The following is a 12,402-nucleotide window of genomic DNA, read 5'->3' as shown; positions in this document are numbered from 1 at the left end:
TCGCGGGTCAGCGGGGCGTGCGCAGCATCGGGAACATCGGCGGGCCGTCCGGGAAGTGGACCGGGTCGCCGAAGGGCGTGAAGCCGTGGCGGAGGTAGAGGTCCCGGCTGCGGGGTGAGCTCGCCTCCAGGTAGACGGGCAGGTCGGCGTCGTCGAGGCGCTGGCGGAGCATGGCGCTCCCGACACCGCGCCCGCGAGCCCGGTCGAGGACGCCGATCATCGGCAGGTACAGGTGCGGTTCGGTCGGGTGCCGCGCGGACACGAGCTCGCCCATGACGGTGAGCCGGTCCGCGTAGGGGGCGAACTCCTCCGGCGGATCCTCGTCCCAGGGGGCGCCGTGGCCGGTCCCGTCCTCGCGGATCCAGGCGGACACGCCGTCGCCGGAGGAGTCCACCAGCACCCGGTCGGTGGCCATGGCCTGGTCGACGAAGGCCCGCGTGACCAGCGGGAGCGCGCGGGCCCGGCCCTCGGGGTCCGGGAAGAGCCAGACGCTCACCGGGTCGAGGTCCATGGCGCGGGCGAGGAGGGAGGCGGCGTCGCCCTCCCGCCCCTGGTCCAGTTTCGTGATCTCCATGGCGTGATCATACGTATGTATATGACGTTTGTACAAGACGCTTGTATGAAAAATGGCTAGTATCCAGCTATGGGACACAAGGAACAGCTGCTCGAAGGGGCCAAGCGGTGCCTCTACGACAAGGGGTACGCCCGCACCACCGCCCGGGACGTCGTGGCCGCCTCCGGTGCCAACCTGGCGTCGATCGGCTACCACTACGGCTCCAAGGAGGCCCTGCTCACCGCCGCGATGATCGAGGCCGTCGGTGAGTGGACGGAGCGGGTCCTGGGGTCCCTGCGTCCCGAACGGACCACCCCGCTGGGCCGCTTCGAGGAGACGATGAACCAGCTCGCCCGCGCCTACCCCGAGGTGCGGACCATGGTGGCCGCCAACTTCGAGGCCCTCGCGCAGCTGGAGCGCCAGCCCGAACTGCGGGAGCGCCTGGTCCGGGGGCACGCGCTGGCGCGGCGGGCCCTCGTCGCCCTGGTGCTCGACGTCCCGGAGGCGGAGGTCACGGCGGAGCAGGAGAACGGGCTGGGTTCGCTGCTGCTCACGATGATGCCGGGCACGATGGCCCTGTTCCTGGTCGACCCGGACGGGGTGCCCGACGGCACCGGCCTCGTCGAGGGCATGCGCACCCTCGTCGGATCGGAGGCGGGGGCGGCTTCTTGACCCCATGTGTAAGTCTCTGCTTACATGTTCGCCGTGGATGTCATGGAGGCGATCGGAGAACCGAACCGTCGGCGCGTGGTCGAGGTCCTGTCGGCGGGCGAGCGCTCGGCCGGTGAGATCGCGGCCGGGTTCGACATCAGCCGACCGGCCGTCTCGCAGCACCTCGGGGTGCTGGTCGAGGCCGGGGTGCTGCGCGTGCGCAGCCAGGGGCGGCGCCGGCTCTACTCGGTCAACGCGTCCGCGCTGGACGAGGTGGGTGACTGGCTCGAAGCCCAGCGCGGCCGGTGGAACACCGCACTGGACGCCCTGGAACGGGCGATGGACGAAGGAGAGTCATGACGGCCCAGGTCCCGAACCCGCTGCGCGGCACGCTGGGAGTCGGTCCGGAGGGTGTGTTCCGGATCCGCTTCGAACGGGTCCTCGCCCACTCCCCGGAGCGCGTCTGGGCGTGGATCACCGACCCCGAGCGGCTGGAGCGCTGGCTTCCCGGCTGCGCGGTCGACGCCCGTGTCGGGGGTGCGGTCCGCTTCGACTTCGGTGACGAGGGCGCCGCCACCGGAGTGGTCAGCGAGGCCGTTCCGCCGGGAGACCCCGGGGTGCTCGCGCACAGCTGGTGCTGGGAGGGGGTCCCCGACTCCGTGGTCCGCTGGACCCTGGAGGCCGCCCCCGAGGGAACGCTGCTCACGCTCGTGCACGGCGAGCTCTCCCCGGAGCCCGCCGCCGACTTCGCCACCGGCTGGCACGTCGTGCTCGACGCCCTGGCGCTGGCCGCCGGTGGCGAGCCCACCGACGCCGCCTGGGGTGCGGCGGGCGAGGTCGCGGCGCTCTACGCGGATCCCTCCGCGTCCCCCGGTCCGACCGGCTGAGTGGTCGTCCGCTCGCCCCTCCTTCGGTGTGCGATTGACGATAGTGTGTGAGGCACACTATCGTGTGACGCATGAAGGACGATGAGCTCCTGGCCGGACACCTCCAGGAACTGCGGAGGGGCACGGTCGTGCTGGCCTGCCTCTCCACGCTGGAGCGTCCCCACTACGGATACGCCCTGCTGGAGACCCTGGAGAGGAACGGGTTCCCGGTGGACGGCAACACCCTCTACCCGCTGCTGCGGCGGTTGGAGAAACAGGGGCTGCTGACCAGCGAGTGGAACACCGAGGAAGCCCGGCCGCGCAAGTTCTACGAGGTCAGCGCGGACGGCCTCGCGGTGCTGGAGCGGATGACACACGAGTGGCGGGTGCTGGACGACGCGATCCGCGCCCTCGGACAAGGGGAACACCATGAGTGAAAGCGGTACCGCACCCACCCTCACGGACCGCTACGTCTGGTCCGTGACCCGCCACCTGGGTCCCGACACCGGACCGGACGTGGCCCGTGAACTGCGCGGCTCCATCCAGGACTCGGTCGAGGCCAGGATCGGAGCCGGGGAGGACCCCGAGCACGCCGAACGGGAGGCGCTCACCGAACTGGGCGACCCGGACCTGCTCGCCCGTGAGTACGGGGACCGGCCCCGCCACCTCATCGGCCCGGGCGTGTACCCGGAGTACGTGCGCCTGCTCCGGGGACTCCTGGCGGTCCTGCTGCCGCTCACCCTCGGCCTGGCGCTCGCGGAACGGTTCGTGTCCGACTCCGGTGACCCCGGTGACGCCCTGCTGGGCCCCCTGGTGGCGCTGATCGCCGTCACGGTGCACGTCTGCTTCTGGGTGACCCTCGTCTACGCGGTCGTCGAGTGGGCGCGCCCGGCCGAGGCGCGGGACCGGCCCCTGCTCCCCTGGGACACCGGGCAGCTGCCCGAGGAGACGCCCGGGCGCCGGGTCGGAGCGGCGGCGACGCTGTTCCACGTGGCCGTCACGGCCCTGATGATCGCCCTGCTGAACTGGCAGTTCCTCGGCGTCTCGAACCCCGCGCAGCAGGTGCAGGTCCTCAACCCGGAGCTGGGCCTGCCCTGGGTGGTGCTCCTGGTGGGCCCGCTGGTGGCCGAGATCGTCGTGGCCCTCGCGGTGTGGCGGACCGGCCGCTGGACCCCGGCGCTCGCGGTGGGCCACGTGCTCGCCAGCGCCACCTGGGCGGTCGTCGCCGTGTGGCTGCTGCTCCAGGAACAGCTGATCGTCCCCGACCTCCCCGAGCGGTTCGGCGCGGTCTTCGGTGTGCCGGCCGACTGGTCGGTGGCGCCCCTCCCGCTCGCCGTCGCGGTGATCGCCCTCAGCGTGTGGGACATCGTCTCCTGCCTGCGCGGGATCCGCCGCTGATCCGGCCCCGCACACACGGAGGGGCCCGGGTGGACGGCGAACGTCCACCCGGGCCCCTCTCGGTCTGACCGCCTGCACCCGGCCAGCTCCGCCGAGGCGGTCTACAGCAGGAACAGGCCGATCACCCAGATGGTGACGAAGGCGGCGACACCCTCGATGGCGGTGGCCAGCGTGAGCGTCCGGTACGCGGTCGCGACCGGGATGCGGCTCAGCTGCGAGGCGACCCAGAAGAAGGAGTCGTTGGCGTGCGAGACGACCATCGCGCCGGCGCCGATCGCCAGCACCGAGAGGACCATGCCCTCGGTCGAGTCCAGACCCAGCGAACCGAGCATGGGGGCGAGCATCGCGGACGTGCTCACGATCGCCACCGTCGAGGAGCCCTGGGCGGTCTTGAGGGCGGCCGCGATCAGGAACGGCACCGCGAGGCCGAGGCCCAGGGTGCTCAGGTTGTCCGACAGGAACTCGGTCAGCGGGGAGGCGGCCAGCACGCCACCGAAGGCGGCACCGGCACCCGTGATGAGCAGGATCGGACCGGCCAGACGGACCGCGTCGTAGATCTGCTCGTTGAAGCGGGCGAGCTTGCCGTGGCCGCGCAGCAGCGTCACCGAGGCGAGCAGGCCGAGCGCGAGCGCGATCACCGGCGTGCCGAGGAACGCGACGACGTCGAACAGGGTGCCGTCACCGATGGGCTGGGACGGCAGCTTCACGACCGAGCCGACGCAGATGAGCACCAGCGGGAGCAGGATCGGGAAGAAGGCCAGGAACCCGTTGGGCAGGCGGCCGTAGCTCGCGCGCAGCTCCTCGTAGGACTGCCCGGAGATGTCGGTCTCGGTCTCGGCGGGCAGCGGCGTGAACTCCTTGCGGGAGTGCATGCTCGCGAAGATCAGACCGGCGATGGCGGCCACCGCGGCGACCGGCAGACCAATGGCGATGATCATGCCGAGGTTCTCGGTGACCCCGATGTTCTCGGCGGCGGCCAGCGGACCCGGGGTCGGCGGGACCAGGGTGTGCGTGGCGTACAGACCGGTCATCAGCGCGATCGAGGTGGCCAGCGCGGACACCCCGGTGCGCACGGTGATGGCCTTGCGCAGCGAGTTCAGGATGACGTAGCCGGAGTCACAGAACACCGGGATGGAGACGATGTAGCCGATGAGGGACATCGTCAGGTTCGGGAACCGGGTGCCCAGGACCTTGATCAGGCCCTCGGCCATCGCGATCGCGGCGCCGGAGCGCTCCAGGATCACGCCGATCATCGTGCCGAACAGGATCACCAGACCGATGTTGCCGAGAGTGCCACCGAACGACTCGGTGATGGTCGGAACGATCTCGGCCAGCGGCATCCGGTACATGAAGGCGCCCAGGATGGCGGCGCCCATCAGTGCCAGGAAGGGGCTGATCTTCCACCTGGCGGTGGCGAGCACGATGCCCGCCACGAGCAGGAGGAGGATGGCGAGGTTAATCACGGAAGTTGTTCCTTAGGGGTGGCCGAGTCAGGTCGGCCTGGATGGTGAGGGAGGACTCGACAGCAGTTGAACGCTGTCCAGGTGATGGCGGAGACGGCCTCGTCCCGCATCTCGGCCAGGGTCCGGGGCCCCTGGGCGATCGAGAACGCCGCCGTGATCCCGGAGCGGCGGAGCTCGTCGGGGCCGACGGAAACACTTCCGGCGATCACCACGACGGGCACGTTTTCTGGGGTGAGGCGGCGGACCGCGTCGACGACCTTCCCGCCCAGGGACTGACTGTCGAAGCGGCCCTCGCCGGTGAGCACGAGGTCGGCGCGGGAGAGCAGCTCCTCGGCGCCCAGGACCTCCGCGACCATCCGGGAACCGGGCAGGACCTCGGCACCGAGCAGGGCCGTGAGCGTGACGGGCATGCCGCCCGCCGCGCCCATGCCGGGCACGTGCCGGAGGTCGTCGCCGGTGCTTTCGGCCAGGACGTCGGCCAGCCGGTCCAGGCCCGCGTCGAGGACGCGCACGTCCTCGGGGTCGGCGCCCTTCTGCGGACCGAAGACGGCGGCGGCGCCCCGGGGGCCGACCAGCGGGTTGGTGACGTCGCACGCCACCCGCCAGCGGACGGAGCGGGCGCGCGGGTCCAGCCGGTCCAGGTCGAGGGAGGCGAGGTCGCCGAGGCGGCCGCCGCCGTCGGGCAGCTCGGAGCCGTCCTCCGCGAGGAAGCGCGCGCCGAGCGCGCTGAGCATGCCGGTGCCGCCGTCGGTGGAGGCCGAGCCCCCGATGCACAGGAGGATCTCCGCCACGCCCCGGTCCAGGAGCTCGGTGACGAGGCGGCCGACCCCTCGGCTGCTGGCGGTGCGCGCCTGGAGGGGGACGTCGGCGACGCCGGGCAGGCCGTTGGCCTCGGCGGCCTCGATGACACCGGTGGTGCCGTCCGGGGAGACACCGAAGCGGGCCACGGTGGGGCGGCCGAGGGCGTCGGTGGTGTCCACCGTGAGGGGTTCCGTGCCCCAGGCGCCGAGCAGGGCGTCGAGGGTGCCCTCGCCGCCGTCAGCGAAGGGGAGGGTGTCTACGGACACGGGCAGGCCGCGGTCCGCGTACGCGTCGCGGACCCCGTGGGCCATGGCCTCTGCGACCTCGACGGCGGAGGCGCTCCCCTTGAACGAATCGGGGATCACCACGACCCGGACGGCCGGGGGCTCGTCAACGGTCTCGTCATGCTCATGCAACTCGGTGGACATGAGCGAGATCATAGAATCGGATTCGGTGCATTTCGACGGTGTAGCGCCCAGACTTCCTGCGGCTTTATCCGGGAATTATAGGCGAAATGCCCAGTGCTGCCTCGGCGTACAGGCAGATGTGCACTGTGGTCAGGTCATCGGGCCGCCGGATGTCCAGGCCCGTTGCCTCCCGGATGCGGTCCACACGCTGGAGGAGTGTGTTGCGATGCACAAAGACGGCGTCGGCCGCCTCGCGCATGGACACCGCCGAGGCCATCGCGGAGACGGTCCGGCGCTGCGCCGCGCTGAGGGGCGCGGTCCGGGCCGACATGCGGGAGAGGGTCCGCCGGGACAGGTGCGCCACGGCCACGGCCACCTCCCGCGACCAGGGCTCGGAGCGTTCGATGCTGGGGATCAGCCCCGCGTACCGGCACAGCGCGCGCGACTCCTCGGCGTGGGCCATCAGCGTGTCCACGTCGTCGGTGGCCGGGGTGCGCGTGTGGCGGCTGTCCCGGGGCAGTTCCAGGGAGTCGGCGGCGGGGAGGCGGCCGGTACCGATGATCCAGAGCGCCCCGTGCAGGACGGCCGCCCGCCGTCCGCTGACGCCGTTCACCCTGGCCGCGGCGGTCTCGGCCAGCTGCGGGGGAGCGACCCCGCCGCCCGGCCTCGGGGTGGCGGACGCCCACAGGGCCAGCGACCACGGCGCCGGGAGCCCGGAGGCGGCCAGCCGCGCCCTGGCGTCGTCCGAGCGGGTCGTGCCGGAGCTCAGCGCCGCCACGAGATCGCGGCCCTCGGTGTGCCTCCTGCTCACCGCGTCCTGTTCGTACTCCTGGGAGATGAGCAGCTGCACGGTGAGCGCGACCACCCGGGCCAGGTCCTCGACCTCCCTCGGGTTGCCGGTGACCCCGACGACCCCGCGCAGCTCTCCGTCGATCATCAGCGGCTCGTTGGCGCCGGGACGGTCGGAGGTCCCCGGCTCGGGGACCGTCACCAGCACGCTGCGCCGTTCGGCGATCACCCGCTGGGCGCCGTGGTGCAGGCTGCCGACCCGTGAGGGGTCCATGCACGCGATGATCGTGCCGTGCTCGTCCATCACGTTGATGTTGTGGCTGATGGTCGGCGCGATGAGGTCGACCACCCGTTGCGCGAGGTCGCTGCTCAGCGGAGCCCGCCGACGGTCTTCGGTCATGTCCGCAAGACTATCCCCGCGAGCCCCGAACGCCCCGGTACGCGCCACCTTCGACCCGTTGGGGACGCTCTCGCCACGATGGTGCGCGAAGCCCCGCCCTCAGGGGGCTTCCGAGCTGAGCGAACGGGTCCACCGGAGCCACCGGGTCCACAGCAGGGCCTGGCCCACGGGCACGGCCAGGGAGGCGCAGAGCAGGGCCAGCGAGAACAGCCACTCGCGGGAGCCGTCCGGGCCGTAGACGCGGTGGGCGGCGCCCGCGTCCGTCGCCGCGACCGGCTCGCCCACCAGGCAGGTCCCCGGCCCGGCGGCGTGCAGGTCGACGCTCCGGGGCGCACCGCCGGAGTCCGGGGCGAAGCTCCCGCGGCAGACGCACGACGTGTGCCCGGGGTGCTGGACGCAGGTGAGGTCGGCGGCGGTGAACACCCCCGGCGTCCCCTCTCCGCGCGCGGCCCTCAGCCCCTGGTCGAGCCCGGACACCCCCACGTGGGCCAGGGCCGCCGCCAGGAGCAGCAGGACCAGGGCGAACGGGACGGAGGGGCGCCGGGGCGCACCCGTGACGCCGCTCGGCACGGTCATCCCTCCTCCCCGCGCGCGATCCGGAGGGCGAGCGGCACGGCCGTCGCGCACAGCGCCGCCGCGACCAGCCACACCGCGCCGTAGCCGCCGGTCAGGTCCCGGGTGAGGCCGCCGAAGACCGCCATGGCGCCCGCCCCCGCCTGGTGGGCGGCGCCCACCCACCCGAAGACGACGGCTCCGTCCACCCCGAAGATCCGGCGGCACAGCAGGATGGTCGGCGGCACGGTCGCCACGTCCAGGAGGCCGAAGACCACCACGAAGGCGACGAGCGCGGCCCCGGCCTCCGGGCCGAACAGCGCGGGCAGCGCCACCAGCAGCAGGGCACGGCCGCCGTAGTAGAGGGCCAACAGGCGGCGGGGATCGACCCGGTCGGTGAGCCAGCCGGACAGCACGGTGCCGACCAGGGAGAACACACCGACCAGCGAGACCAGCGCGGCGGCCGTCGTCACCGCCATGCCGTGGTCCCGCGCGGCGGGGACGAAGTGGGTCCACAGGAGCCCGTTGGTGCTGGCCCCGCACACCGCGAACGTCGCCGCGACCACCCAGAACCGGCGGTCCCGCACCGACGCGAACAGGACCCGGACCGTCCGCCGCGCGGCCCCGTGCTCCGGCTCGGGCCTGGGCACGTCCGCCGTGGCGCCGTAGGGGCGCAGCCCCACGTCGGCGGGGTGGTCACGCAGGACCAGGGCCACGAGGAGCGCCGTCGCGGCGGCGGCCAGGGCCAGCGTCACCACGGCCGGACGCCACCCCTGCTGGTCCACGACCCACGCCAGCGCGGGCAGGAAGACCAGCTGGCCGAAGGCGCTCGCCCCGGTCAGCGCGCCGACCACCAGGCCGCGCCGCTCCGAGAACCAGCGGTGCGTGACGGTCGCGGCGAAGGTCATCGCCAGCGAGCCGGTCCCCGCGCCGACGAGCACCCCCCAGAGGAGGGTCAGCTGCCAGGGCGCGGTCATCACCGTGGTCAGCCCGGCCCCGACCACGACCACGCCCAGCGCGGCCACGGCGACCCGGCGGAGGCCGAAGCGGTCCATCAGCGCCGCCGCGAACGGCGCCACCAGGCCGTAGAGGAGCATGTTGACCGAGGCGGCCAGTCCGATCGCGCCGCGCGACCACCGGTACTCGGCGTGCAGGGGATCCACGAGGAGCCCCGGCATGGCGGCGAAGGACGCGGCGGCCACGATGGTCAGCCCCGCCACGAGGGCGATCACCCAGGCGCGGTGGACGGGGGCGTGTCGGCGTCGGTTCCGGGCGGCGTGCGGGCGGTGGGGAGCGTCGGTCCTGGAAGGCATGACACCAGGCTCGTGCCCCAGGTCAGAGACGGACAGTGACCCGAAGGACAACAACCGAAAGAATCGGGCCATAGGATCGCGGTATGAGCGTCTTCGTCCGCCCCGGCCGCCACCGCGTGGCCGTGTTCGTCCGGCACGGGGTGCTGCCCATGGAGGCCGGGATCGTCCACCGCCTGTTCGGCCGGGCCCGGGGCGCGGACGGCCAACCGCTCTACGAGGTGGTCACCTGCGCCCTGGAACCCGGGGTGGTCACCACCGACACCGACCTCACCCTCAACGTCCGCCACGGTCCCGAGGCCCTCGACGACGCGGACACCGTCGTCCTGCCCGCCGCCGAGGAGGACTACGCCGAGCGCCCGCACGACCCGCTCCGCCCCGAACTGGCCGCCGCCCTCGCCCGCGTCGGAGCGCGCACGAGGGTGGCCTCCGTCTGCTCGGCGGCGTTCGTACTCGCCGCCGCGGGCCTCCTGGACGGCTGCCGGGTCACCACGCACTGGATGTCCGCCGCATACTTCCGCGCGATGTACCCGCACGTCGAACTCGACCCTGACGTGCTCTACACCGACAACGGGCGGGTGCTGACCTCTGCGGGGGTCGCCTCCGGCACCGACCTGTGCCTGCACATGATCCGTACCGACCACGGCGCCTCCGTCGCCAACGAGGTGGCCCGCAACACCGTGGTGCCGCCGCACCGGGACGGCGGCCAGGCCCAGTACGTCCGCCTGCCCGTGCCCGACCCGGAGCGGTCCGCCACCGCCCGCGCCCGCGCCTGGGCCCAGGAGCACCTGCACCTCCAGCCGAGCCTGGCCGACCTCGCGGAGCGGGAGTCGATGAGCGTGCGCACGTTCACGCGCCGGTTCCGGGAGGAGACCGGCCTGTCCCCGGGCCGGTGGATCGCCCTGCGCAGGCTGGACCTGGCACGCGAGCTCCTGGAGGGGACGGACCTGCCGGTGGAGCGGGTCGCCGTCCGCGCCGGGTTCGGCACCGCCGTCTCGCTGCGCCAGCACACGCACGCCGAACTCGGGGTCTCGCCCAGTGCCTACCGCCGTACCTTCCGGGGCCCCGGCACCGCCCCCGCGCGCCCCTGAACCCCGGGCTCCGCGAACCCGGAACCGCCGTCTTCGGTTCTGATCCGCGAAGACGTGCGGGGTTGCCGACGAGAGTGGGCATGATCCCGACATGGATCGACTCCTGCCCCCGACATGGCGTCCCGCCAGCGAAGCCGAACTAGAGGCCGCCCTGAACGAGGGCGCGTTCACCGAGACCCCCAAACGCGAGGCCAAGCAGCAGCTCCGCGGCTCCAAGGACCAGGCCAAGGACATGGCGTCCTTCGCGATCGACGGCGGGCTGATCGTGGTCGGCGTGCGGGAGGTCAAGGCCGAGGGGCGCTTCGAGCTGGCACCGGTCGAGTGGGTCGACCAGATCCTGGAGACCCCGGCCCGGATCGCCGCCTCCTCCTGCGACCCGCCGCTCCAGGTGTCCGTGGAGTGGCTGGAGAGCGAGCTGCCCGGCCACGGGTACCTGCTCATCGAGGTGCCCGCCTCCCCGCTCGCCCCGCACATGGCGGGCGGCGCGTACTACGGGCGCGGCGACCGGGAGAAGCGGCGCCTGCCCGACACCGAGGTGGAACGGCTCATCCGGGCCAGGGACACCTCGCTGGACGTGGTGCGCACCGCGCTGCGCGAACAGGTGGAGAAGGACCCGTTCCCGGAGGGGGCGCTGGCGCACCTGCACGTGGTCGCGCTGCCCTCGCGGCGCATCCCGGGGATGTTCAAGGCCTGGACCGCCGCCGAGGACGCGCGGCCGCTGCTGTTCGACCTGGTCCGTGACGGGGTCTCGCGGCGGACCCGGGAACGGGCCGGTGCGGCCGCCCGGGTGTCACCGGTCTTCGGGGAGCTCGTCTCCGGCTTCCGCACCGCGGGCGGCGTGGGGATCGCCACCCAGCTGTCCACGTCGTCGATGGTGGTGCGGGAGGAGCGGGACCTGCGCTTCGTCGTCCGTGAGCGCGGCGAGGTGTCCCTGTACTGCGGGCGGGCCGCCGACCGGCACGACGGCCGGTACCTGTTCTTCGACGGCGCCCTGGCCTTCCGGGTCCGGGCCTTCCTGGACCTGGTCGCGAGCCTGTCCGAGGACGCCGGGTACGGGGGCAGCTGGGACGTGGGAGTGGCCGTCACCAACACCCACGGGGTGTCCTCGTGGGACGGGGAGCGCGCCTCCTCACCGGGCACGGAGTACGACGCCGAGCGCTACGAGCAGGTCACCCGGGTGCCGCAGCTGGAACTGGAGAAGCCCGGCAGCGCCACCGACCGCCTCGTCGGGGAGCTGCTGCGGTCCCTGGGCAACGCCTCGGCCCACACTGACCTCCTCGCTGATCCGGAGTGACATTCGTGGGGTGAAGTCATGACACTCCGTCACTGTTGGTCGTCCGGAACACGGTGGATCCTGGAGGCGGACGCGCAGGCAGGGTCCGGCCCCCCGGCACCCGGCCTCCGGAGAGCAACGAGAGGAACGACATGGCCCCGCTCGCCACGGACCCCATCGAGACCACGTCCCGCACCGCCGAGGCGGAGACCCCCGCCGAACCGTCCGTCGACCTCAGGCAGGAGGTGATGAAGGGGGTCGGAGGTCCGGTCGGGATGCTGTGCTCCGTCCTGCCGGTCGTGGTCTTCGCGCTGATCGTCCCCTTCTTCTCCCTGCTGGCCGCGATCGGGGGCGCGTTGGCGGCCGCCCTGGCGCTGACCGTGTTCCGGATCCGGCGCGGCGAGAAGCTCATGTCCGCGCTGGGCGGGGTCTTCGGCGTCGCCGCGGCCGGGGGTGTGGCCGCCGCGACCGGGTCGGCCAACGACTTCTTCCTGATCGGGATCTGGGCGTCCCTGGTCGGCGCGGTCGTCCTGTTCGTCTCGCTCGTCGTCCGCCGACCGCTGACCGGGGTCGTCTGGAACGCCGTGCACGGGGGCGGCCACGCCTGGCGCGAGGACCGGTCCGCGCTGCTCGTGCACGACCTCGCCACCGTCGCGGTGACGGTCATGTTCGCGGGCCGGTTCGCCGTACGGCAGTGGCTCTACGTCGCCGACTCCACGACCTGGCTCGCGGTCGCGGACACCGTGACGGGCCTCCCGCTGACGGCGCTGGCCGTCGTCGTGGTCGTCTGGGCGTTCCGCCGCTCCAGCCGTCGGCTCCTGGACTCCGGGGTACGGGGCTGACCGGAC

14 protein-coding genes are annotated in these 12,402 nt (G+C 72.9%); 8 read left to right on the top strand and 6 right to left on the bottom strand.

Translation table 11 applies throughout. From position 1 onward, the window contains the following. Nucleotides 1-7 precede the first annotated feature (7 nt). On the bottom strand, nt 8-574 hold the full coding sequence (locus AC0VYL_RS26165) for a GNAT family N-acetyltransferase (protein WP_475456881.1): 567 nt from the start codon (nt 572-574) through the stop codon (nt 8-10). A 69-nt stretch (nt 575-643) separates the two neighbouring features. Here AC0VYL_RS26165 and AC0VYL_RS26160 point away from each other — a divergent pair, with 69 nt between their 5' ends. The 5 genes from AC0VYL_RS26160 (at nt 644) to AC0VYL_RS26140 (ending at nt 3,468) form a co-directional block, all read left to right on the top strand. Further along, nucleotides 644-1,225 carry a TetR/AcrR family transcriptional regulator gene (locus AC0VYL_RS26160; RefSeq protein WP_475456879.1) on the top strand — a complete coding sequence of 194 codons (582 nt, stop codon included), beginning with the start codon at nt 644-646 and terminating at the stop codon, nt 1,223-1,225. Nucleotides 1,226-1,249: 24 nt separating this feature from the next. Next, the gene (locus AC0VYL_RS26155; RefSeq protein ID WP_475456877.1) at nt 1,250-1,564 is read left to right on the top strand and encodes an ArsR/SmtB family transcription factor; all 315 of its coding nucleotides are present in this window, start codon (nt 1,250-1,252) and stop codon (nt 1,562-1,564) included. Continuing rightward, entirely contained in the window at nt 1,561-2,091 is a 531-nt protein-coding gene (locus AC0VYL_RS26150; RefSeq protein WP_475456875.1) for an SRPBCC family protein, read from the top strand. The genes AC0VYL_RS26155 and AC0VYL_RS26150 overlap by 4 nt, the downstream gene beginning before the upstream one ends. 71 nt (nt 2,092-2,162) lie before the next feature. Next, on the top strand, nt 2,163-2,507 hold the full coding sequence (locus AC0VYL_RS26145; protein WP_475456873.1) for a PadR family transcriptional regulator: 345 nt from the start codon (nt 2,163-2,165) through the stop codon (nt 2,505-2,507). After that, nucleotides 2,500-3,468, top strand: coding sequence for a permease prefix domain 1-containing protein (locus AC0VYL_RS26140; RefSeq protein ID WP_475456871.1), 969 nt, complete (start codon nt 2,500-2,502; stop codon nt 3,466-3,468). The genes AC0VYL_RS26145 and AC0VYL_RS26140 overlap by 8 nt, the downstream gene beginning before the upstream one ends. Nucleotides 3,469-3,569: 101 nt before the next feature. Here the strand turns inward: AC0VYL_RS26140 and AC0VYL_RS26135 are convergent, their stop codons facing one another. From AC0VYL_RS26135 to AC0VYL_RS26115, 5 genes are all read right to left on the bottom strand, one after another. Continuing rightward, complete coding sequence (locus tag AC0VYL_RS26135) at nt 3,570-4,931, bottom strand: GntP family permease (RefSeq protein WP_475456869.1); 1,362 nt, start codon at nt 4,929-4,931, stop codon at nt 3,570-3,572. Next, the gene (locus AC0VYL_RS26130; protein ID WP_475481750.1) at nt 4,928-6,172 is read right to left on the bottom strand and encodes a glycerate kinase; all 1,245 of its coding nucleotides are present in this window, start codon (nt 6,170-6,172) and stop codon (nt 4,928-4,930) included. Before AC0VYL_RS26130 ends, AC0VYL_RS26135 begins: the two co-directional genes overlap by 4 nt. A 52-nt stretch (nt 6,173-6,224) precedes the next feature. Continuing rightward, entirely contained in the window at nt 6,225-7,328 is a 1,104-nt protein-coding gene (locus AC0VYL_RS26125; protein WP_475456865.1) for a CdaR family transcriptional regulator, read from the bottom strand. Between the two features lie 99 nt (nt 7,329-7,427). Next, nucleotides 7,428-7,904 (bottom strand): hypothetical protein, encoded by a 477-nt coding sequence (locus AC0VYL_RS26120; protein WP_475456863.1) that lies wholly within the window; start codon nt 7,902-7,904, stop codon nt 7,428-7,430. Next, nucleotides 7,901-9,193, bottom strand: coding sequence for an MFS transporter (locus AC0VYL_RS26115; RefSeq protein WP_475481749.1), 1,293 nt, complete (start codon nt 9,191-9,193; stop codon nt 7,901-7,903). The genes AC0VYL_RS26120 and AC0VYL_RS26115 overlap by 4 nt, the downstream gene beginning before the upstream one ends. An 83-nt stretch (nt 9,194-9,276) precedes the next feature. On the opposite strand from AC0VYL_RS26115, the gene AC0VYL_RS26110 reads away from it, so the two are divergent. From AC0VYL_RS26110 to AC0VYL_RS26100, 3 genes are all read left to right on the top strand, one after another. Further along, nucleotides 9,277-10,281, top strand: a complete 1,005-nt coding sequence (locus tag AC0VYL_RS26110) for a GlxA family transcriptional regulator (RefSeq protein ID WP_475481748.1) — start codon at nt 9,277-9,279, stop codon at nt 10,279-10,281. A gap of 91 nt (nt 10,282-10,372) precedes the next feature. After that, nucleotides 10,373-11,575 (top strand): AlbA family DNA-binding domain-containing protein, encoded by a 1,203-nt coding sequence (locus tag AC0VYL_RS26105; RefSeq protein WP_475456857.1) that lies wholly within the window; start codon nt 10,373-10,375, stop codon nt 11,573-11,575. A gap of 131 nt (nt 11,576-11,706) precedes the next feature. Then, on the top strand, nt 11,707-12,396 hold the full coding sequence (locus AC0VYL_RS26100) for a DUF3159 domain-containing protein (RefSeq protein ID WP_475481747.1): 690 nt from the start codon (nt 11,707-11,709) through the stop codon (nt 12,394-12,396). Nucleotides 12,397-12,402: the final 6 nt, after the last annotated feature.

The sequence above is a fragment of the Nocardiopsis sp. iso_238 genome (genome assembly GCF_056173325.1).
The sequence above is the reverse complement of the archived record's forward strand: the minus strand, read 5'-3'. Positions and strand labels throughout refer to the sequence as shown.